General features: G+C 66.9%; 16 protein-coding genes. 14 read left to right on the top strand and 2 right to left on the bottom strand.

Annotation, left to right across the window (positions count from 1 at the left end; translation table 11 throughout):
- The first annotated feature begins 14 nt into the window (after positions 1-14).
- The 7 genes from B9N75_RS06700 to B9N75_RS06670 are packed head-to-tail and all read left to right on the top strand — an operon-like array spanning position 15 to position 11,503.
- Positions 15-695, top strand: a complete 681-nt coding sequence (locus B9N75_RS06700; protein WP_085219448.1) for an ABC transporter ATP-binding protein — start codon at positions 15-17, stop codon at positions 693-695.
- On the top strand, positions 692-1,180 hold the full coding sequence (locus tag B9N75_RS06695; protein WP_085218100.1) for a Rid family hydrolase: 489 nt from the start codon (positions 692-694) through the stop codon (positions 1,178-1,180). Before B9N75_RS06700 ends, B9N75_RS06695 begins: the two co-directional genes overlap by 4 nt.
- A gap of 20 nt (positions 1,181-1,200) precedes the next feature.
- A complete protein-coding gene (locus tag B9N75_RS06690; protein WP_085218099.1) occupies positions 1,201-3,702 on the top strand; it encodes an ABC transporter permease in 2,502 nt (833 codons plus the stop codon).
- 38 nt (positions 3,703-3,740) lie between these two features.
- The gene (locus tag B9N75_RS06685) at positions 3,741-6,230 is read left to right on the top strand and encodes an ABC transporter permease (RefSeq protein WP_085218098.1); all 2,490 of its coding nucleotides are present in this window, start codon (positions 3,741-3,743) and stop codon (positions 6,228-6,230) included.
- A gap of 14 nt (positions 6,231-6,244) precedes the next feature.
- The gene (locus B9N75_RS06680) at positions 6,245-8,752 is read left to right on the top strand and encodes an ABC transporter permease (protein ID WP_085218097.1); all 2,508 of its coding nucleotides are present in this window, start codon (positions 6,245-6,247) and stop codon (positions 8,750-8,752) included.
- A gap of 13 nt (positions 8,753-8,765) precedes the next feature.
- Complete coding sequence (locus B9N75_RS06675; RefSeq protein WP_085218096.1) at positions 8,766-11,264, top strand: ABC transporter permease; 2,499 nt, start codon at positions 8,766-8,768, stop codon at positions 11,262-11,264.
- Positions 11,265-11,272: 8 nt separating this feature from the next.
- Positions 11,273-11,503, top strand: coding sequence for a hypothetical protein (locus B9N75_RS06670; RefSeq protein WP_085218095.1), 231 nt, complete (start codon positions 11,273-11,275; stop codon positions 11,501-11,503).
- Between the two features lie 16 nt (positions 11,504-11,519).
- Here the strand turns inward: B9N75_RS06670 and B9N75_RS06665 are convergent, their stop codons facing one another.
- Entirely contained in the window at positions 11,520-13,364 is a 1,845-nt protein-coding gene (locus B9N75_RS06665) for a gamma-glutamyltransferase family protein (protein ID WP_085219447.1), read from the bottom strand.
- Between the two features lie 114 nt (positions 13,365-13,478).
- Between B9N75_RS06665 and B9N75_RS06660 the strand changes: the two genes are divergently transcribed.
- The 5 genes from B9N75_RS06660 (at position 13,479) to B9N75_RS06640 (ending at position 18,320) form a co-directional block, all read left to right on the top strand.
- Positions 13,479-14,783 carry a cystathionine gamma-synthase family protein gene (locus tag B9N75_RS06660; protein WP_085218094.1) on the top strand — a complete coding sequence of 435 codons (1,305 nt, stop codon included), beginning with the start codon at positions 13,479-13,481 and terminating at the stop codon, positions 14,781-14,783.
- A 70-nt stretch (positions 14,784-14,853) separates the two neighbouring features.
- A complete protein-coding gene (locus B9N75_RS06655) occupies positions 14,854-15,960 on the top strand; it encodes an MlaE family ABC transporter permease (protein WP_085218093.1) in 1,107 nt (368 codons plus the stop codon).
- On the top strand, positions 15,957-16,775 hold the full coding sequence (locus B9N75_RS06650; RefSeq protein ID WP_085218092.1) for an ABC transporter ATP-binding protein: 819 nt from the start codon (positions 15,957-15,959) through the stop codon (positions 16,773-16,775). Before B9N75_RS06655 ends, B9N75_RS06650 begins: the two co-directional genes overlap by 4 nt.
- Positions 16,775-17,737, top strand: coding sequence for an MlaD family protein (locus tag B9N75_RS06645; RefSeq protein WP_085218091.1), 963 nt, complete (start codon positions 16,775-16,777; stop codon positions 17,735-17,737). The genes B9N75_RS06650 and B9N75_RS06645 overlap by 1 nt, the downstream gene beginning before the upstream one ends.
- Position 17,738: 1 nt before the next feature.
- A complete protein-coding gene (locus B9N75_RS06640; protein ID WP_085218090.1) occupies positions 17,739-18,320 on the top strand; it encodes an ABC-type transport auxiliary lipoprotein family protein in 582 nt (193 codons plus the stop codon).
- Between the two features lie 13 nt (positions 18,321-18,333).
- On the opposite strand, the gene B9N75_RS06635 is transcribed toward B9N75_RS06640, so the two are convergent.
- Positions 18,334-19,554: a polyhydroxyalkanoate depolymerase gene (locus B9N75_RS06635; protein WP_085218089.1), complete on the bottom strand. Its 1,221-nt coding sequence runs from the start codon at positions 19,552-19,554 to the stop codon at positions 18,334-18,336.
- 140 nt (positions 19,555-19,694) lie between these two features.
- On the opposite strand from B9N75_RS06635, the gene B9N75_RS06630 reads away from it, so the two are divergent.
- Positions 19,695-21,470, top strand: a complete 1,776-nt coding sequence (locus B9N75_RS06630; RefSeq protein WP_085218088.1) for an ABC transporter transmembrane domain-containing protein — start codon at positions 19,695-19,697, stop codon at positions 21,468-21,470.
- Positions 21,471-21,539: 69 nt separating this feature from the next.
- Positions 21,540-22,736 carry a dual-specificity RNA methyltransferase RlmN gene (gene rlmN, locus B9N75_RS06625; RefSeq protein WP_085219446.1) on the top strand — a complete coding sequence of 399 codons (1,197 nt, stop codon included), beginning with the start codon at positions 21,540-21,542 and terminating at the stop codon, positions 22,734-22,736.
- The last annotated feature ends 53 nt before the right edge of the window (positions 22,737-22,789 follow it).

Raw genomic sequence — 22,789 nt, 5'->3', positions numbered from 1 at the left:
AGGAGCCGAACCTCATGCTCAGCATGCGCAATATCCAGCGGACCTATCGCACCGACACGATCGAGACGACCGCGCTCGACGACATCCAGCTCGATATCGCGGACGGCGAGTTCGTCGCGATCATGGGCCCGTCGGGCTGCGGCAAATCGACCTTGCTCAACGTCGTCGGGATGCTCGACAGCCCGACCGGCGGCTCCTACGTCTTCAACGGCACCGAGGTCGCGAACCTGCCGGAGGCCAAGCTCGCCGATTTCCGCAAGGAGAATATCGGCTTCATCTTCCAGAGCTTCAATCTGGTCGACGAGCTTTCGGTCCGCGAGAATGTCGAGCTCGCTTTGCTCTACCACAACGTCCCCGCCGCAGAGCGCCGCGCGCGCGTCGATGCGGTGATGGACAAGGTGGGCATCGCCCACCGCGCCAAGCACCGGCCGAGCCAGCTTTCGGGCGGCCAGCAGCAGCGCGTCGCCGTCGCCCGCGCGCTGGTCGGCGAGCCCAAGCTGATCCTCGCCGACGAGCCGACCGGCAACCTCGACACCAGCCATGGCGAAGAGGTGATGAAGATGCTCCAGCAGCTCAACCGCGAGGGCTCGACCATCGTCATGGTCACCCACTCGCCGAGCCACGCCGATTATGCGGGCCGCGTCGTCAACATGCTCGACGGCCGCATCCTCCAGGAGCGGAGGCGCGCCGCGTGATAACGCCGCTCCGCCTTGCGAAAGCCGGCGCGCTCGCCTTCGCAGCGGTGTTTCCCGGCCCGCTGTTCGCCCAGGCGCGGACGGCGGAGACGGTGCTGATGTCGGAGAATGCGGCGCATCGCGCTTCGCAGGAAAGCTACGGCTATGCCGATGCGGTGATCGCCGGCGATCTCGTGTTCCTTTCCGGCATCGTCGCCGGGAAGGCACCGGGCGAGACCGACCTCAAACCCGCTTACGAGCGCTTGTTCAAGCAGATCGGCGCGATCCTGAAACGCGCGGGCGCCGACTATGGCGACATCGTCGACATGACGAGCTTCCACACAGACATCACGGCCGAGATCGACGCGATGAGCGCCGTCCAGAAGCAATATCTGGGATCGCCCCCGCCCGCCTGGACCGCGATCGACGTCGATCGCCTGCTGCCCGACGGCGGCATCACCGAAATCAAGATCGTCGCGCGGCGCAAGGCCGCTGCGGCCGGCTGAATTAGAAGGATCGAAGGATCATGTGGCGCAATTATGTGACGGTGGGCCTGAGGGCGCTGGCGAAGAACAAGACCTACGCCTTCATCAACATCTTCGGCCTCGCCATCGGCCTCGCCGCCTGCCTGATGATCCTGCTCTACGTCCGCTACGAGACGAGCTACGACCAGACGCTTCCCAATGCCGAGAACACGTACCAGCTCCAAGCCTGGTACACTTCGCGCGAGACCGGGGAGACGATGAATCTCCAGATGACGTCATTCTCCTCGGGCGCCGCGCTAAAGCGCGATTTCCCGCAGGTCGACAAGGGCGTCTACGCGCTCGGCGCGTCGCCGGTGGTGATGAAGGGCAGCGAGGCGCTGACCATCGATCAGGCGTTCCTCGTCAACGACCGCTTCTTCGACGTGCTGCAATATCCGCTGGTGGAGGGCAATCCGATGACCGCGCTCGCCAAGCCCGGTGACGCCGTGATCAGCGAGACCGAGAAAAAGCGCCTGTTCGGCGACGGCCCGGCGCTCGGCAAGACGATGACCATCGTCACCGGCGGCCGCCAGCTCGATTACCGCATCGGCGGCGTGATGAAGGACATCCCCAAGAACAGCCACACCAAGTTCAGCCTCGTCGCGCGGTTCGATCCGGTCAGCTATTTCGCCGACCAGCCCGACTTCCTCGACAGCTTCGACTGGCAGTCCGGCTGGTATTATTTCACGCTGAAGCCCGGCACCGACCCGAAGAGCATCCAGGCGCAGATGCCCGCGTGGGAGAAGCGCAACATCCGCGATCAGGTGTTCGACGGCCGCCGCACCAATTCGGGCGACGACCAGGACTGGAACCTCGTCAACATCCGCGACGTCCACCTGGGCGAAGCGCAGTCCGGCGCGACCCGGCCGGGCAATGACGCGCGGAGCATCACCACCTTCGCCATCGTCGCGGCGCTGATCCTTGCGATGGCCTGTGTCAACTTCACCAATCTCGCTACTGCCCGCGCCAGCCAGCGGGCGCGCGAGGTGGCGCTGAGGAAGGTGCTGGGCGCCAGCCGCAAGCAGCTCATCCTCCAGTTCCTCGGCGAATCGATCATGGTCGCCGCGCTTTCGATGTGCGTCGCGCTGGCGCTGGTCGAGCTGGCGCTGCCGGGCCTCTCCGCCTTCCTCGACGCCGATCTGGAGCTTCATTATTTCGGCGCCAACGGCCTCATCCTGCCGATCATCGGGCTGGTGCTGTTGGTCGGCGCGGCGGGCGGGATCTACCCCTCCTTCTATCTCTCGCGCTTCCAGCCCGCACAGGTGCTGAAGGCCAACAAGTCGGCGGCGGAAGCCTCCGGCACTGGGCGGCTGCGCAACGTGCTGGTCGTCGGCCAGTTCGCCGTCTCGATCGGCCTCATCATCTGCACCGCCGTCGTCTATGCGCAGACGGTCTACGCACAGACCGCCGATCCCGGCTACAATCGCGACGGGCTGATCCAGGTCGAGAGCATCGGCCGCCGCCAGCTCACCGAGCGCGCGGATTCGATCGTCGAAGCGATGAAGCGCGTGCCGGGCGTCGTCGCGGTCGGCCGCTCCGCGATCGGCATCGCGACCCGCAACAACATGAACACCGGCGTCCAGGTGCCTGGGCGCGAGGAACCCGCAACGATCGGCAATTACGCCGTCGATGCCGGCTTCTTCGATGCGATGGGCGTTAAGGTGATCGCCGGCCGGCAGTTCGATGAGAACCGTCCGGCGGACGATTCGCAGACGCCCTTCCCGGAAGATGAAGCTGCGGAGCGGGCGCTGATCGCACGCGGCTCCAACATCGTCATCAACGAGCTTGCCGCCAAGCGGCTGGGCTTCACCCCGCGCGAAGCGGTCGGCAAGCAGGTCAACCTCACCACGCGTGAGGAATATGGCGGCCGTCTACCCGCGACGATCATCGGCGTTGTCCAGGATTCGCGCTTCCGCTCGATCCGTCAGCCGCTCGATCCGATCATGTTCCGCCTCGCCAAGGCCGACACGGGCGCGATGATCGTGCGCTACGACACCAGCGATCCGCGTGCGGTGATGCAGGCGCTCGAGAACACGTGGCGCCAGCTTGCGACCGACGTGCCGTTCGACGGCAAGTTCAGCGAGGATATCGTGCGCGAGCTGTACGAAGCGGAATCGGCGCGCGCGCAGATCTTTGCCGCCTTCGCGGTCCTCGCGGTCATCGTCGCCTGCCTGGGCCTGTTCGGCCTCGCCGCCTTCACCGCCGAGCGGCGCACCAAGGAGATCGGCATCCGCAAGGTGCTGGGCGCGCGCAGCCGCGACATCGTGCGGCTGCTGACGTGGCAGTTCTCGAAGCCGGTGATCATCGCCAACCTCATCGCCTGGCCGGTCGCCTGGTGGGCGATGCGCGACTGGCTCAACAGCTTCGACACGCGGATCGACCTCGGGCCCGGGCCCTTCCTGCTCGCCGGCGTGCTCGCGCTCGCCATCGCGATCGGGACGATCGCCGGCCACGCGCTGAAGGTCGCCCGCGCCAATCCGATCCACGCACTCAGATACGAATAGTAACGACAAGAGAAACGCCAAACGGGGAGTAGGCGGCGATGTGGCAGAATTACCTGACGGTCGCTCTTCGTGCGCTGACGAAGAACCGGACGTTTGCCGTGGTCAACATCCTCGGCCTCGCGCTCGGGCTGGCGGCCTGCCTGCTGCTATTGCTCTACGTCCGGTACGAGACGAGCTACGACGCCTGGCTGCCCGATTCCGACCGCATCTATCAGGTTCAGAGCGTTCGCACCGATCCCGAGACGGGAGACGTGCGGACGCTCCAGGCGTCCCACGGTGTCATCGCCGAGAGCCTCGCCAAGGATTTCCCGCAGATCGAGGCGATCGCGCGCGCGGACTCCAGCGAGCTGGTCTTCGTCCAGGATGGCGAGGCGACCTACGGCAACGTGTATTTCGCCGATCCAACCCTGTTCGACATCCTGCAGCTCCCTTTCATCGCCGGCAATCGCGACACGGCGATCGACGCGGTCGATACGCTGGTGCTCAGCCGTTCCGAAGCGATGCGACGGTTCGGCACCACCGACGTCGTCGGCAAAACCATCTCCCGCATCATCAGGGGCGAGCGTCGCGACATGCGCATTACCGGCGTGTTCGAGGACATCCCGCGCAACAGCAATATCGAAATGCAGATGGTGTCGCGGATCACGCCGGAGCGGATCGAGCAATGCGGCTGGGGCTGCATCAACGGCTACGTCTATCTCAAGCTGAAGCCGGGCGCGTCGCCGGACGACATCACCCGCGGCCTGCCGGCCTGGGAGAAGCGCAACATCCCGGTCCAGCTCGCCGGCACCGTCCGCACCAGCGAGGGCGACGCTTTCGACTGGAAGCTCGTCAACATTCGCGACGTCCACCTGAGCGGCGCGGAGGGCGAGCCCGAGCGGCCGGTGAACGACCGCCGGACGATCATCACCTTCGCGATCGTCGCACTGCTCATCCTCGCGATGGCGACGGTCAATTTCATCAATCTCGCCACCGCCCGTGCCAGCAAGCGCGCGCGGGAGGTTGCGCTCAGGAAAGTACTCGGCGCCAACCGGCGGCAGTTGATCTTCCAGTTCCTGGGAGAATCGCTGCTGCTGACCGGCGTCGCGATGCTGATCGCGCTGACCGTGGCGGAGCTGACGCTGCCGATGTTCCGCAGCTTCCTCAACGCCGGCTTCGATCTCGTCTACCTCGGCGCGAACGGCATGCTGCCGCAGATCGTGGCCATCTGGCTGTTCGTCGGGATCGCGGGCGGGCTCTATCCCGCTTTCTACCTCTCGCGCTTTCAGCCGGCCGCAGTGCTCAAGGCCAATCGCTCGTCGGCAGAGCCGAGCGGGACGGGGCGGCTGCGCAACGTGCTGGTCGTCGGCCAGTTCGCGGTTTCGATCGGCCTGATCATCTGCACCGCGATCGTCTACCTGCAGACGGAGTTCGCCCGATCCGCCGATCCAGGATACCGGCACGGCGGGTTGATCGTGGCCAGCAACATGAACCGCGCGGCGATGATCCCGGTGACCGAAACGCTGCTCCGCGAAGTCGAGCGCATCGACGGCGTGGCCGATGTCGCCGCCACGAGCATCGTCCCGGCGACCGACAACGTCACCAATTCGCAAGTGATGGCGCCCGGCCGCGACAAGCCGGTGACGATCGGCAATTACAGCGTCACGCCCTCTTTCTTCCAGACCCTGGGCACGCGGCTGCTCGCCGGGCGCACGCTGTCGCGGCGTTATGCGCAGGATTATGCGTGGACGCCCTATGAACCCGAGGAAACGGTGGCGCCCGCGGAACGCGCGATGGTCGCGCGGGGGATCAATATCGTGGTCAACCGTCTGGCGGCGGAGCAGCTCGGCTTTGCCGAGCCGGCGGCCGCGATCGGCAAGACCGTGGGGCTCGATTTCTACGGCGAGGACATCGGCCTGCTGCCGGGAACGATCGTCGGGGTCGTCGAGAACAGCCGCTTCCGCTCGATCCGCGAGCCGTTCGAAGCGCAATTGTTCTACGATCGCGGCATCTATTCCCATCTCATCGTCCGGTACGACAGCGCCGATCCGGAAGCCGTCCGGCAGCGCATCGGCGAGGTGTGGAAACGGCTCGCGCCCGAGGTTCCCTATGACGGCGAACTCGCCGATCTGAAGCTCGCCGAACTCTACCGCACCGATCGGGCGCGCGGGCAGACCTTCGCCGGCTTCGCGATCCTCGCCATCGTCGTCGCCTGCCTCGGGCTCTTCGGCCTCGCAGCCTTCACGGCCGAACGGCGGACCAAGGAGATCGGGATCCGCAAGGTGTTCGGGGCGCGGGTGCGCGACATCGTCCAGCTTCTCGCCTGGCAATTCTCCAAGCCCGTGGTGATCGCCAATCTCGTCGCCTGGCCGGTGGCCTGGTGGGTGATGCGCGATTGGCTGAACACGTTCGATGCGCGCATCGCGTTGACGCCGACACCGTTCGTCCTCGCCGGCTTCCTGGCGCTCGTCATCGCGCTCGGCACCATCTCCGGCCACGCGATCCGCGTCGCGCGCACCAACCCCATCCACGCCCTGCGCTACGAATAGGAGCCCGCACGATCATGTGGCGCAATTATCTGACCGTCGGTATCCGCGCGCTGCTCAAGAACCGCACCTATGCGGTGGTCAACATCGCGGGGCTTGCGCTCGGCATCGCCGCCTGCCTGCTGCTGATCCTCTATATCCGCTACGAAACGGGCTACGACCGCTGGCTTCCCGACGCGGAGCGCACCTATCAGGTGCAGAGCTTCAGCACCGACCGCGAGACTGGCGACGAATACAAGCTGCGCATGTCGCAATATGTCGCGGGAACGACGCTGCAGAAGGATTTTCCGCAGATCGAGGCGCGCGTCCACGCCAGCGGCACGTCTCCCGTCGTGCTGAGCGGCGGTGAGGCGCTGGAGGTCGAGGATGCGATCCGCGTCGATGGGCCATTCTTCGACATCGTCCGCCTGCCCTTTGTCGCCGGCGATCCGCTGCGTGCGCTCAGCGAGGTCAATTCGGCCGTGCTTTCGGAAACCGAGGCGCGCCGCCTGTTCGGCAACGAGTCCGCGCTCGGCAAGACGCTGACGCTGATCGAGCGCGGCGAGCGGGTGGATTATCGCGTCACCGGCGTGATGCGCGACATCCCCAAAAATTCACACCTCAACTTCACCATGGTGATCCGCTCCGATTTCAACAGGATCTTCGCCGATTATCCCGGCTACATGACGAGCTGGGGCGAGATTTCCGGCTGGAACTACGTCCGCCTGCGGCCCGGCGCGGATGTCGAGGCGATCCGCGCGGGCCTCCCCGCCTGGGAGAAGCGCAACATTCCCGACCAGGCGTTCGGCGACCGCATGGAGAATCCCGGCACCGATCAGGACTGGAAGCTGGTCAACGTCCGCGACGTGCATCTGGGCGCGGCCGACCGCGCGGTGATGCGGCCGGGGAACGACCGCGCCACCATCATCACGTTCGCCGTGGTGGCCGCGCTGATCCTGGCGATGGCCTGCATCAACTTCACCAACCTCGCCACCGCCCGCGCCAGCCAGCGCGCGCGCGAGGTCGCGCTCCGCAAGGTTCTCGGCGCCAGCCGCGGCCAGCTCATCGTCCAGTTCCTCGGCGAGTCCATGCTGGTCGCGCTGCTCGCCACGATCGTCGGCCTCAGCATCGCCGAGCTGATGCTGCCCGTCCTCGCCGCCTTTCTCGATGCCGATCTCCAGCTCCACTATCTCGGCAGCGACGGCGTGCTTCTTCCGGTCGTTTGCCTGACGTTGATCGTCGGCGCGGCGGGCGGCCTCTATCCCGCCTTCTTCCTGTCGCGCTTCCAGCCCGCGCAAGTGCTTCGTGCCAACAAGAGCGCGGCGGAAACGCCCGGCAGCGGCCGCCTGCGCAACGCGCTGGTGGTGGCGCAGTTCGCGGTCTCCAACGGCCTCATCATCTGCACCGCGATCGTCTACGCACAGACCGTTCACGCGCGCACTGCCGATCCCGGTTTCGATCGCGAGGGCGTGCTGCAGCTCGAGACCGGCTACCGCGGACTGATCCCCCAGCTCGACAGCCTCGCGAAGGAGATTGCGCGGATCGATGGCGTGCGCTCAGTCGCCAAGACGAGCATCGGCGTTTCCACCAGCAGCACGATGGGGCGCGGCGTGCGCGTTCCCGGCCGCTCGGACGTCATCTCCAGCGGCAATTATCCGGTCGACGAGAATTTCTTCACGACGATGGGCGTCCGCCTGATCGCGGGCCGCAACTTCGATGCCGCGCGGCCGATGGACGAGACGAGCCTGCCCTATCCGACGCCTAACCCGGTGGCGGAGCGGGCGATCGTCGAGCGCGGCGGCAACGTCATCGTCAACCAGCTCGCGGCGCGGCGGCTCGGCTTCGCCAACCCGGCAGATGCGGTGGGCAAGGAGGTGCGCGTCGCGGTGAGCCTCGATCCCACGATGCCGATGATGCCGGTGACGATCGTCGGGGTGGTCCAGGATTCGCGCTTCCGCTCGATCCGTATCCCGCTCGAGCCGATGATGTACCGGCTCGCCCGCGAATATAACAATTACATCGTCGTGCGCTACGACAGCGCCGATCCCGAAAGCGTGCGCCGCCGCATCGGCGAGCTGTGGAAGCGCTTCGCGCCCGACCTCCCCTACCAGGCGCGCTTCGGCGACGAGATCAACGCCGAGCTCTACGATGCCGAGGAAGCGCGCGCGAAGACCTTCGCCGGCTTCGCGATCCTCGCCATTGCCGTCGCCTGCCTCGGCCTCTTCGGCCTCGCCGCCTTCACCGCCGAGCGGCGCACCAAGGAGATCGGCATCAGGAAGGTGTTCGGCGCGCGCGTCCGCGACATCGTCCAGCTCCTCGCCTGGCAATTCTCGAAGCCGGTGATCATCGCCAATCTGATCGCCTGGCCAGTGGCGTGGTGGGTGATGCGCGACTGGCTCAACAGCTTCGACGCGCGCATCGCGCTCGGGCCGACGCCGTTCCTGCTCGCCGGCGCGCTCGCCCTCTTCATCGCCATCGCCACCGTCTCCGGCCACGCCATCCGCGTCGCCCGCGCAAACCCCATCCACGCTCTCCGTTACGAATAGGGAGGATGTACGCATGTGGCGCAACTATCTCACCACCGGTGTCCGCGCTCTCGTCAAGCACAAGACGTACAGCTTCATCACCATCTTCGGGATGGCGATCGGCATGGCCGCGTGCCTGATGATCCTGCTCTTCGTCCGCTACGAGACGAGCTACGACAAATGGGTTCCGGGCGCGGAGAACATCTACCAGTTCCAGACCTGGTTCCGCGATCCCGACACGGGTGAGGAAGGCCAGGTGCAGATGGCGCCCTATGTCACCAAAGGCCTGCTGCAAAAGGACTTCCCGCAGATCGAGAACGCCACCTACGCGCTGTTCAGCGCCCCCGTGGTGTTCATGAACGGACAGGCGGCTTCGACCAAGGACTATATCTACGTCGCCGACAACTTCCTCGACACCGTGCCGCTGCCGATGCTGCACGGCGACAAGGCGGCGCTGGACCGGCCCAATGTCGTCCTACTAAGTCGCAGCGAAGCGGTCGCGCGGTTCGGCACCGACAATGTGGTCGGCAAGACCTTCTCGCTGATCTCCAAGGGCATCCGCACCGATTATCCGGTCGGCGGCGTCTTCCAGAACCTGCCCAAGAATTCGCACATGCGGATCAATGCGATCGTCCGCGTCGACATGGGCACCTACATGGCCAACGAGCCGCAGTTCCTCGATTGCTGGGGCTGCCAGGGCGGCTGGGTCTATCTGAAGCTCAAGCCCGGCGCCGATCCCGAGACGATCACGCGCCAGCTCCACGCCTGGGAGAAGCGCAACATCCCCGATCAGAATGCCGGCGAGGCGCGGTTCAACGCCGGCGATTTCAGCGACTGGCATGTCGTCAACATCCGCGACGTCCACCTCGGTCGCGCGCAGGAAGGCGCGATGTCGCCGGGCAACGACCGAAAGACGATCGTCACCTTCGGCATCATCGCACTGCTGATCCTGGCGATGGCGGTGGTCAATTTCACCAACCTCGCGACCGCGCGCGCCAGCCAGCGCGCGCGCGAGGTGGCGCTCCGCAAGGTGCTCGGCGCCGCGCGTCGTCAGCTCATCATCCAGTTCATCGGCGAGTCCATCCTCATCGCCTTCCTCGCGATGCTGATCGCGCTGGCGATGGTGGAAGTGCTGATGCCCGCCTTCGCCGCCTTCCTCGATGCCGACATCAAGGTCCGCTATTTCGGCGCCGACGGCATCGCGCTGCCGATGGTGGCGCTGGTGCTGGTGGTCGGCGTCGTCGCCGGCACCTACCCCGCCTTCTTCCTCTCGCGCTTCCAGCCCGCGCAGGTGCTGAAAGCGAACAAGTCGAGTTCCGAAGCGGCGGGCACCGGGCGGCTGCGCACCGCACTCGTCATCGGCCAGTTCGCCGTCTCGATCGGGCTGATGATCTGCACCGCGGTGATATACGCGCAGACCGTCTATGCGCGCACCGTCGATCCCGGCTTCAAGCGCGATCACATCGTCCAGATCGACGGGCTCAACCGCTATCAGCTCATCAATTCCGGCAACCAGATCGTCGAGCGGTTCAAGAATGTCGAAGGGGTGAAGGCGGTGGGCCGCACCGGCATCGGCATCGCCACCGACGGCAACAACAACACCGGCGTGATGGTGCCCGGCAATCCGAAGCCGGTGAACATCGGCTTCTACAACGTCGATCCCGGCTTCCTCGACGCGATGGGGATGCGGATGGTGGCGGGCCGCTGGTTCGACGAGAACCGGCCGCTCGACAACGCCACCCTGCCCTTCCCGCCGACGCCCGAGGCGCAGACCGCACTCGCAGCCCGCGGCGCGAACATCGTCGTCAACGAATCCGGCGCGCGCCGGCTCGGCTATACCAACCCGCGCGACATCATCGGCAAACAGTTCCGCGTCGCGATGGTGGAGGATCAGTTCGGCCTGGTGCCGGTGACGGTGGTCGGCGTCGCCGCCGACGCGCGCTTCCGCTCGGTCAAGCAGCCGCTGGACGACATCATGTTCGTCAGCGGCGACAGCGGCCATCAGGTGCTGATCGTCCGCTATCAGGGCGACCCCGCGGCGATGCGCGGACGCCTCGAAAGCGCGTGGCGCGAGATCACCACCGAAGTCCCGTTCGACGCCAAGTTCAGCGAGGACATCATCGGCGAGCTCTACCGCGCCGACGATGCACGCGCGAAGACCTTCGCGGCCTTCGCCTTGCTCTCGGTGGTGGTCGGCTGCCTCGGCCTCTTCGGCCTCGCCGCCTTCACCGCCGAACGGCGCACTAAGGAGATCGGCATCAGGAAGGTGCTGGGCGCGCGCAGCCGCGACATCGTCCGGCTGCTCGCCTGGCAATTTTCCAAGCCCGTCATCATCGCCAATCTCATCGCCTGGCCGGTGGCGTGGTGGGTGATGCGCGATTGGCTCAACAGCTTCGATGCGCGCATTGCGCTGGGGCCGACGCCGTTCGTCCTCGCCGGCGGCCTCGCGCTCGCCATCGCGCTCGGCACCATCGCGGGCCACGCCTTCCGCGTCGCGCGCACCAACCCCATCCACGCGCTCCGATACGAATAGGAACGATCATGCTCGCGACCTTCACCTGGGCAGCCACCGCGCTCGCGATCACCGCAACGCTCGCCTACGCCGCATCACGCGCGTGGCGGGGCTGGCTCGATCTCAAACGCTACCAGATCGCCGCCGACCGGTCCGACCCCGCACCCAGCGGCGGCGAGCCGGGAATGCGGATCGAAATGGCGGACATCCGCGAGCGGCTCCGCAAGCTCGAAGCCATCGCGCAGGGCGTGGAGCTCTAGGAGCCTCCCGCCCCGCTCAATAAGCGAGCGCCACGCCGTCGGCGCGCATTTCGCTGGCGCCGGCATAGACGCGGCGGCCGCCGCTGCTGCGCGCTTCGATACACTGGTAGCGGCCGAAGCCGCCGTCGCTCTCGCCGAGCTTCCAGCCCATGTTGGCGAGCGCCTTGCGCGTCGCATCGGGCACGCCGCGCTCCAGCCGCAGGAGGCCGATCGGACCATCGGAATCCTCGGTGTCCTCGCCCATCCGCTCGGACGAGCCCTCGTGGTGCCAGCGCGGCGAATCGCCCGCCGCCTGGATGTCGAGCCCATGATCGACGGTGTTGACGATGATCTGCACCTGCCCCTGCGGCTGCATGTCGCCGCCCATCACCCCGAACGACATCCACGGCTGGCCACCGCGCGTCGCGAAGCCGGGGATGATCGTCTGGAAGGGCCGCTTGCCCGGCGCGTAGATGTTGGGATGGCCGTCCTCCAGCGCGAAGAGCTGGCCCCGGTCCTGGAACATGAAGCCGAGGCCATCGGCGACCAGCCCCGACCCCATGCCGCGGAAGTTGGACTGAATGAACGAGACCATCATCCCGTCGCGATCGGCGACGGTGAAATAGGTGGTGTCGCCGTGGCTCGGCGCGTTGCCGGGGCGGACCGAGCGATTGATCCGGTCGGGCCGGATCAGCTTCGCGCGCTCGGCGGCATAGGCCTTCGAGACCAGCCATTGCTCGGGCACGCGCACCGCGGCCGGATCGGCATAGTGGCGCGCGCGATCCTCATAGGCGAGGCGCTTGGCCTCCGCCTGCAGGTGGATCGACCGCGCGGACTGGAAGCCCGCCGCTTTCATGTCGAACCGTTCGAGCATGTTGAGCATCTGCAAGGTCGCAAGCCCCTGCGTATTCTCGCCGATCGCGTGGACCGTGGTGCCGCGATAGTCGGTGGCGAACGGCTCGCTCCAGTTGGAGCGGTGCGCGGCCAGATCGGCACGGTCCATCCAGCCGCCGATCCGCTTGAAATAAGCGTCGATCGTGCGCGCGATCTCGCCCTCGTAGAAAGCGTCGCGGCCGCCCTTGGCGATCATCCGGTAGGTGCGCGCGAGATCGGGGTTGCGGAAAATCTCGCCCGGGCGCGGCGCCTCGCCGCCCGGCGCATAGGTGGCGATTGCGTTGGCATTTTCCTCGACGCCGCGATCGGTGCGCTTGATCGCCTTGACGCCGCGATAGAGATATTCGGCGACCACCGGGGCGACCGGCGCGCCATGTTCGGCATGGGCGATCGCGGGCTCGAAAAGGTCCGCCCATTTGAGCTTTCCGTAGCGCTGGTGCAGCGTCCACCAGCAATCCACCGCGCCGGGCACCGAGACGCTGACTGCGCCGTGCGACGGGATGGTCCCATCGGCTCGCGCGCGGCTGCGCACCGTTTCGAGGCTGAGGTTCCGCGGCGAACGGCCCGAGCCGGCGATGCCGACGACCTTACCGAGCTTCGGATCCCACAGCATTGCATAGGCATCGCCGCCGATGCCGCAGGCGGTGGGTTCGAGAAAGCCGAGGCAGGCGTTGATCGCGATGGCGGCATCGACCGCCGACCCGCCCGCCTTGAGGATGTCGATTCCCGCCAGCGTCGCCAGCGGATGCGCGGTGCCCGCCGCGCCCGAGAGACCGAAAGCAGCGGAACGCGACGCCCAGCTCGCCCCCGTCGGCCGGTCGCCGCCATGCACGTCGGGTCGATCGATGGTGCCCGATCCGGGGACGATCTCCGGCGCGGGCTTGGGCTGCGCTTTCGCCTTGGGCCGTGGCGCGGCGAGCGCGCCGCCGTCGAGGGCCAGCCCTGCCGCGGCCAGCGGCACGGACGCGAGGAAAGTGCGGCGCTTCATCATCTTCTCCCGGTTTCGGGCGGACCTTAGGCGCTCGGTCCCGTTACGCAAGGATCGCGATCCTTGCCGCCACCGCGCACTCCTCCTAAGCAGCGCGCGCACAGGAGACAGTATATGGAAGACGAAGCCGATCTGACCGGCGCCACCCCGCGCCGCCGCCCCAAGCCCGACGTGCTCGAAATCGGCGGACGCAAGCTCAAGCCCGCGACGCTGATGATGGGCCACGGCTTCGATCCGGCACTGTCGGAAGGCTCGCTGAAGGCGCCGATCTTCCTCACCTCCACCTTCGTGTTCGAGAATGCGGCAGCCGGCAAACGCCATTTCGAAGGCGTGACCGGCAAGCGGCCGGGCGGCGCCGAGGGCCTCGTCTATTCGCGCTTCAACGGCCCCAATCAGGAAATCCTCGAAGACCGGCTCGCCGCCTGGGAGGATGCCGAGGATTCGCTGACCTTCTCGTCGGGCATGTCGGCGATCGCGACGCTGCTGCTGACCTTCGTCCAGCCCGGCGACGTCATCGTCCATTCCGGCCCGCTCTATGCGGCGACCGAGACTTTGATCGGCCGCATCCTCGGCCGCTTCGGCGTCACCTGGCTCGATTTCCCGGCGGGCGCGACGGGCGATGAGATTTCGGCCGTGCTCGAAAAGGCGAAGGCGCAGGGCCGCGTCTCGCTCATCTACCTCGAAAGCCCCGCCAACCCGACCAACGCACTGGTCGACGTCGAAGCTGTGGCGGCGTCGCGCGACGCTGTATTCGGCGGCGACGAGAAGCCGCCGATCGCGATCGACAACACGTTCCTCGGCCCGCTCTGGTCGAAGCCGCTGGAGCATGGCGCCGATCTTTCGGTCTACAGCCTCACCAAATATGCCGGCGGCCACAGCGATCTCGTCGCCGGCGGCATCGTGGGCTCAAAGGCGCTGCTCGATCCCATCCGCATGATGCGCAACACGATCGGCACGATCACCGATCCCAACACCGCCTGGATGCTGCTGCGCAGCCTCGAGACGCTGGAGCTCCGCATGAGCCGCGCGGGCGAGAATGCCGAGAAGGTCTGCGCCTTCTTCCGCGATCACCCGAAGGTCGAGAGCGTCGGCTATCTGGGCTTCCTCAAGGACGGGCGCCAGGCGGACATCTACCGCCGCCACTGCACCGGCGCGGGATCGACCTTTTCGCTGTATCTGAAGGGCGGCGAGCGCGAGGCGTTCGCCTTCCTCGATGCGCTGAAGATCGCCAAGCTCGCGGTCAGCCTCGGCGGCACCGAGACGCTGGCGAGCGCGCCGGCGGCGATGACCCACCTGTCGGTGCCGGACGAGCGCAAGCAGGCGCTCGGCATCACCGACAATCTGGTGCGCATCTCGATCGGCGTCGAGGATGCGGACGACCTCATCGCCGACTTCGATCAGGCGCTCGCGGCAATCTGATGCGGATGCGGGCGGCGGACGCACGCAAGCCGCTTGCCCGCAACGCGATATTGCAGCATCGTCGCGCGCAATGAGCGCCGCCGCCGACTACAGCCGTACCGCCGAAGGCGACGCTGATGCCCTCCACTTCACGGGGGCGCTGACGCTGTCGCAACTGGGCGACGTCCCGGCGCGGCTGAAGGGCGAGGCGCCCGCCGCGCGCATCGACATCACCGACGTCCACCGCATGGATACGATCGGCGCGTGGCTGATCTACCGGCTGGCGCGCGATTACGATGCCGAGGTGATCGGCGCCGACCAGGACGAGGCGAACCTGCTCGATCAGGTGTCGCGCGCCGACAAGCCGGTGAAGGTCCGCCCGGACCGCACTCCACCGCTGATCCGTGTGCTAGCGCAGGTCGGCGAGGCGACCGACGCGGCGGTCCGGTCGACACTTGGGCTGGTCGGCTTCTTCGGCGCGCTCCTCATCGCGACCTGGAACGTGATCACCCACCCCAGGCGCTTCCGCTACAATGCGGTCGTCCAGCGCTTCGAGGTGGTCGGCGTCCACGCGCTCGGCATCGTCGGGCTGATGAGCTTCCTCGTCGGCATCGTGATCGCGCAGCAGGGCGCGGTGCAGCTCCGCCAATTCGGCGCCGAAGTGTTCACCGTCAATCTCATCGGCCGCAGCGCGGTGAAAGAGCTCGGCGTGCTGATGACCGCGATCATGGTCGCCGGCCGCTCGGGCTCCGCCTTCGCGGCGCAGATCGGCTCGATGAAGCTCACCGAAGAGATCGACGCGATGCGCACGATCGGCGTCTCGCCGATGGAGGCGCTGGTGCTGCCGCGCGCGCTCGCCACCACGCTGCTGATGCCGCTGCTCGGCTTCTACGCCGCGATCCTCGCGATCGTCGGCGGCGGCATCTTCTGCTGGATCACGCTCGAGATACCGCCGATCACCTTCGTCCAGCGCATCCGCGAAGTCGTGCCGATGACCGACCTGTGGCAGCTCCTGATCAAGGCGCCGGTGTTCGGCGCGATCATCGCGATGGCGGGCTGCTACCAAGGCATGCTGGTGCAAGGGAATGCCGAGGAAGTCGGCCTGCGCACCACCGCCGCGGTCGTCCAGTCGATCTTCCTGGTGATCGTGCTCGACGCCTTTTTCGCCGTCTTCTTCACCGCGCTGGGGTGGCCATGAGCGAAGCCAAGACCCTGCGCGGCCAAGGCGCCTCGGATGAGCCCATCATCCGCGTCCGCGGCCTCACCAACCGCTTCGGCGAGCAGACCATCCACGAAGGGCTCGATCTCGATGTCCGCCGCGGCGAGATCTTGGGCGTGGTCGGCGGATCGGGCACTGGCAAATCGGTGCTGATGCGGTCCATCATCGGCCTCCAGCGGCCCGAGGCAGGCGAGATCGAGGTGTTCGGCGAGCCGACGCTCGATCGCGAGGAGGATCAGCTCAAGTCGATCCAGTCGCGCTGGGGCATCCTGTTCCAGGGCGCCGCGCTCTTCTCGACGCTCACCGTCGCCGAGAATGTCGAGGTGCCGATCCGCGAATATTTCCCCAACCTCGATTCCGATCTGATGGACGAGATCGCGGGCTACAAAATCGTCATGTGTGGCCTCGCCCCCGAAGCGGGCGAGAAATATCCGTCCGAGCTTTCGGGCGGCATGAAGAAGCGCGCCGGCATCGCCCGCGCGCTGGCGCTCGATCCCGAGCTCATCTTCCTCGACGAGCCGACCGCGGGCCTCGACCCGATCGGGGCCGCCGCCTTCGACGAACTGATCGGCGAATTGCGCGACGCGCTGGGCCTCACCGTCTTCCTCATCACCCACGATCTCGACACGCTCTATGCGATCTGCGACCGCGTCGCGGTGCTCGCCGACAGGAAGGTCGTGGCGGTGGGCACGATCCCGGAGCTATTGGCTTTGGATCATAAATGGATACAGGAATATTTCATGGGCCCCCGGGGGAGGGCGGCCGCGACCGCGAGCGAGGACGCTGAGGCCTGATGGAAACCAGATCGAACCATGTGCTGGTCGGCGGCGTCGTCATGGGGCTCATCGTCGCCGTGATCGCCTTCATCATCTGGCTGAGCCAGTTGTCGGGCGAGGATACGCAGCGCTACGACATCTTCTTCAAGCAGGCGGTGGACGGGCTCGCCAAGGGCAGTGCGGTCACTTTCTCGGGCGTTCCCGTGGGCCAGATCGAATCGATCAACCTCGAGCCCAAGACGCCCGAATTCATCCGCGTCCGCATCTCGGTCCGCTCGACCACGCCGATCCTGCAGGGCACCACCGCGACCATCCAGGGCGTGGGCTTCACCGGCGTTTCGCAGATCCAGCTCGATCCGGCGCCGAGCGGCGCGCCGCCGATCCAGTGCCCCGAAACCGATCCGCTGTCGCAATGCCCTTATGGCGTGCCGGTGATCCCGACCAAGCCGGGCGCGCTCGGCCAGTTGCTCAACAGCGCGCCGGAGCTTCTGGAGCGCGTCTCGACGCTTGCCGAGCGGCTGACCGAGCTGCTTTCCGACCGCAACCAGGCGTCGATCGCGTCGATCCTTGAAAATGTGCAGGACATCAGCCGCTCGCTCGCCGACCGCTCGCCCGAGATCGCGGCGACGCTCGCCGAGACGCGCACCACGCTCCGCCAGGCCGGGGTCGCCGCCGAGCAGATCGGCCAGCTCGCCGGCACCACCAACCAGATGCTCAACCAGGACGGCAAGCCGCTTGTCCAGGATTTGCGCAAGACGGTGCAGAGCGCCGAGCGCAGCCTCGCCGCGCTCGAACAGACGCTCAATGAAACGCGGCCGGCGATGAACACCGTCGCGACGCAGACGCTGCCCGAAGTGAACATTCTGGTTCGTGATCTGCGCGCGACCTCCGAATCGCTTCGCTCCATCTCCGAAAAGATCGACCGGCAGGGCGCCGGCGCGCTGATCGGATCCCCGAAACTGCCGGACTATGAGCCCTGAGATGACGAACCGCGCATTCCTCACCACCGCGGCCGCGGCGCTCGCGCTGGCCGGCTGCAGCTTCGGCGGCAAAGTGCCCGACAAGCTGCTGACGCTGAGCGCGACGCAGCCCCCTGCCGCGAGCGCGGGCGCGCCCGCCGCCGCCAACGCCGTCATCGTCGCCGCGCCCTCGCTGCCCGAGATGCTGCGCAACAACCGCATCCCGGTGCAGTCGAGCGAGACCGAAGTCGCCTATCTCAAGGATGCGCAATGGGTGTCGAACCCGGACCGGCTGTTCCGCCAGGTACTCGCCGACGTGATCACCGCGCGTACCGGCCGCGCGACCTTCGATCCGCTGTCGACCAGCGCCGAAGCCAGCGCGCGGCTGGGCGGGCGCTTGAGCCAGTTCGGGCTCGATGCGCGGACGATGGAGGCGGTCGCCGCTTATGACGCGGTGCTGGCACGCGGCGGCGCGACCGAGACGCGCCGGTTCGAGACGCGCATCCCGGTCGGCGCGGCGGAGCGGAACATTGTCGCCCCCGCGCTCAACCAAGCCGCCAACCAGATCGCCGGCGAAGTCGCCGACTGGGTCGGCGCACGCTAAATTGAAGTTCGCGTCAGCCCTTGTGGCTGGCGATCCACTCCTCGACGACCGGCGCGATGCGGTCGCGCCACTTGCTGCCGTTGAAGATGCCGTAATGGCCGACGCCTTCTGCCATATGATATTTCTTCTTACCCTTCGGCAGCCCGGTCGAGATGTCGAGCGCTGCCTTGGTCTGGCCGATCCCTGAAATGTCATCCCGCTCGCCCTCGATGGCGAGGATCGCGATGTCGGCGATCGCCGCCGGATCGACGCGGTTGCCGCGGTGCATCATCTCGCCCTTGGGCAGCAAATGGCGCTGGAACACCACGTCCACCGTCTGCAGGTAGAATTCCGAGGTCATGTCGCAGACCGCGCGATATTCGTCGTAGAAATCCTTGGTCGCGTCCGCACCCTCGCCATCGCCCTCGACGAGATGCTTGAACATCTCCCAATGGCTGGTGAGGTGGCTGCCGAGGTTCATCGTCATGAAGCCGGCGAGCTGGAGGAAGCCCGGATAGACCGAGCGGCCCGCGCCCGGATAGCCGAACGGCACGGTGGCGATGACATTCTGCTGGAACCAGGCGTGCGGGCGCTGCGTCGCCAGCGTATTGACCGCGGTCGGCGCTTCGCGCGTGTCGATCGGCCCGCCCATCATCGTCAGCGTCTTGGGCCGCGCCGGGTGGCGCTGCTCGCTCATCACCGCCGCGGCGGCGTAAGCGGGGACCGACGGCTGGCAGACCGCGAGCATGTGCGCGCCCGGCCCGATATGCTCGAGGAAGGCGACCAGATAATCGATATAATCGTCGAGGTTGAAGCTGCCGTCGGCGAGCGGGACCAACTTCGCGTCGCGCCAGTCGGTGATGTAGACGTCGTGGCGCGGCAGCATCCGCTCGACCGTTCCGCGCAGCAGCGTCGCATAATGGCCCGACATCGGCGCGACGATCAGCAACTTCTCGCCGCCCTCGACGCCTTCGCGGCGGAAATGCTTCAACTGGCCGAACGGCTTCTTGAGGACGATCTCCTCATGCACCGCGACCTCGCGGCCATCGACGGTGGTCGTATGCAGCCCGAATTCCGGTTTGCCACGCGGCGCCGAGGCGTGCGCGAACACGTCGAGCGCGGCGGCGACGATCGGCCCCGCCGAGCTGTAGGCGAAGGGGTTGGCGGGATTCTGCATCCAGCCCGCCCCGATGTTCGCGAGCGTGCTCGCACCCGCGAGCAGCGAGCGCTGCATTTCATAAGCGTCGTAAAGCAAATCGGAAGCTCCCCGTTTGACGGGTATGGTAACGACAGTCAGTTCGCATACAAGACTTAACAGCGCCTCATCGTTCCGCTGCCGTATTCGCCGCTTGCCCTGATTGAGCGGCGCCCCGCGCGCTGCTAGGTGCGAAAGCCATGAGCGACACGGGGGATGCGAAGCTGGAGCGCAAGCTCGGCAATCTCGCCATGATATGGCGTCATGCGGTGCGATATCCAGGCCGCATCGCCGTCGCCGCTATTGCCCTCCTCGTCGCCGCCGCCGCGACGCTGGCAATTCCGGACGGTTTCCGGCGCGTGATCGACAGGGGCTTCGCCGCCGGCGCGTCGGGCGACGTGTCGCAGCATTTCGCCTATCTGCTGTTTATCGTCTGCGTAATGGCGCTGGCGACCGCGGTGCGCTTCTATTCGGTCTCCTGGCTCGGCGAGCGCGTCGTTGCCGACATCCGCCGCGGCGTGCAGACCAATCTGCTGCGCATGGAGCCGCGCTTCTTCGAGGAGAACCGCCCGTCGGAAATCGCCTCGCGGCTCACCGCCGATACGACGGTGATCGAGACCGTGGTTGGATCGACCGTGTCGGTCGCACTGCGCAACATCGTGATGGGGATCGGCGGCATCGCCTATCTCTTCACCCTCGCCCCCAAGCTCACCGCCTTTCTGCTGATCGGCATTCCGCTGGTGCTCGTGCCGATCGTCGTGCTCGGCCGGCGGCTGCGCGCGATGTCTCGGACCAGCCAGGATCGCGTGGCGGACGTCGGCGCAATCGTCGCCGAGACGCTTGGCGCGATGAAGATCGTTCAGGCGTTCGGCCAGGAACGGCGCGAGGGTGAACGGTTCGGCGGCGCTGTCGAGGATGCGTTCGGCATTGCGCGGCGCCGCATTCTGGTCCGCGCGTTCATGACCGGCATCGTCATCACTCTGGTGTTCGGATCGATCACGATGGTGATGTGGCAGGCCGCGCTCGACGTCGCGGCGGGGCAATTGTCCGGCGGCACCGTCGCCGCCTTCGTGCTCACCGGCGGCCTCGTCGCGGGATCGCTCGGCGCGCTGACCGAAGTCTATGGCGAGCTGCTGCGCGGCGCCGGCGCCGCCGGGCGCCTGTCCGAACTGCTCGCCGAAGTCCCCGAGATCCGCGCACCCGCCAGCCCGGTGCCGCTCCCCGCGCCGGCGCGCGGGCTGCTCCGCTTCGATCAAGTCACCTTCCATTATCCGACCCGCCGCGAGGTGAGCGCGCTGGAGGACTTCAACCTCGAAGTTCGCGCCGGCGAAACGCTGGCGGTGGTCGGCCCGTCGGGCGCCGGCAAATCGACACTCTTCCAGCTCGCCCAGCGCTTTTACGATCCCGATGCGGGCGCGGTGCTGCTCGACGGCGTGGACCTGCGCGAAGCTGATCCGGCCGAGGTCCGCGCGCGTATCGCGCTGGTGCCGCAGGAGACGGTGATCTTCGCCGCATCGGCGCGCGACAACCTGCGCTATGGCCGCTGGGATGCGAGCGACGACGAGCTCTGGGCTTCGGCCGAAGCCGCCAACGCCGCCGAATTCCTCCGCCGCCTGCCGCAAGGCCTCGACACCTTCCTCGGTGAAGGTGGCGCGCGGCTGTCGGGCGGGCAGCGCCAGCGTATCGCCATCGCCCGCGCGATCCTGCGCGATGCGCCGCTGCTGCTGCTCGACGAAGCGACCTCCGCGCTTGACGCCGAAAGCGAGCGCCTGGTGCAGGCCTCGCTCGAACGGCTGGTCGAGGGCCGGACCACGCTCGTCATCGCCCACCGCCTCGCCACCGTCCGCGCCGCCGACCGGATCATCGTGATGGATCACGGCCGCATCGTCGAGGAAGGCACCCACGACAGCCTCAACGCCGAAGGCGGCCTTTACGCCCGCCTCGCCCGCCTCCAGTTCGAGGGGCTGGCGGCCTGATCGGCACGCGCGGGATTTAAATTGCGTGCGAAATCCACTATGTCGCGCTGCATCATGACAGCCGCAGCCATGCCGATCCCCGGGCATATCGACCCGGTTCCCGTTCCGCGCGCCGCCGTTCCGCGCGCCGACGGCCGTGTCGATCTCACCGGTCTTTCCAAGGATGCGATCCGCGCGGAACTGGAAACCGCGGGCATGGAGCCACGCCAAGCGAAGCTGCGCGCCAAGCAGCTCTGGCACTGGATCTACAACCGCGGCGCCACCGATTTCGCCGCGATGACCGACATCGCCAAGGCGCAGCATCCCTGGCTCGCCGAACGCTTCGTGATCGCGCGGCCCGAGACGGTGGTGGCGCAGGTCTCGACCGACGGCACGCGCAAATGGCTGCTCAAGACCGACGACGGCCATGATTACGAGATGGTGTTCATCCCGGACGCCGATCGCGGCACGCTCTGCGTCTCCAGCCAGGTCGGCTGCACGCTCAACTGCCGCTTCTGCCACACCGGCACGATGAAGCTGGTGCGCAACCTCACCGCATCCGAGATCGTCGGCCAGGTGATGCTGGCGCGTGACGCGCTCGGCGAATGGCCGAGCCAGCCGGAAGGGCGCCTGCTCTCCAACATCGTGATGATGGGCATGGGCGAGCCGCTCTACAATTTCGACAATGTGAAGGCGGCGCTCAAGATCGTCATGGACGGCGACGGCATCGGCCTTTCGCGCCGCCGGATCACGCTCTCGACCTCGGGCGTGGTGCCGATGATGGCGCGCGCGGGCGAGGAGATCGGCGTCAACCTTGCGGTCTCGCTCCACGCGGTGACCAAGGAAGTGCGCGACGAGATCGTGCCCCTGAACCGCAAATACGGGATTGAGTCGCTGCTCCAGGCCTGCGCCGATTATCCTGGCGCGAACAACGCGCGGCGCATCACCTTCGAATATGTGATGCTGAAGGACAAGAACGACAGCGACGCCGACGCGCGCGAGCTGGTGCGGCTGATCAAGGCCTACAAGCTGCCCGCGAAGGTGAACCTCATCCCGTTCAACCCTTGGCCGGGCGCCGAATATGAATGCTCGGACCCGGACCGTGTCCGCCGCTTCTCGAACATCGTGTTCGAGGCTGGTATCTCTGCGCCGATCCGCACCCCGCGCGGACGCGACATCATGGCCGCCTGCGGTCAGCTCAAGTCCGCCGCCGAGAAGAAGAGCCGCGCCGAGCTCGACCGGATGGCCGCCGAGAAATCCGCCGCGCTGGAAGCTGCGGCGGTCTAAGCGCACTCCCTGTCATTCCCGCGAAAGCGGGAACCCAGTGGCGCCGCGGTATG

It is taken from the genome of Allosphingosinicella indica, from assembly GCF_900177405.1.
In the GTDB taxonomy this organism is placed as follows: domain Bacteria; phylum Pseudomonadota; class Alphaproteobacteria; order Sphingomonadales; family Sphingomonadaceae; genus Allosphingosinicella; species Allosphingosinicella indica.
Note: the sequence above shows the minus strand (reverse complement) of the source record. Positions and strands in the feature narration are given on the sequence as shown.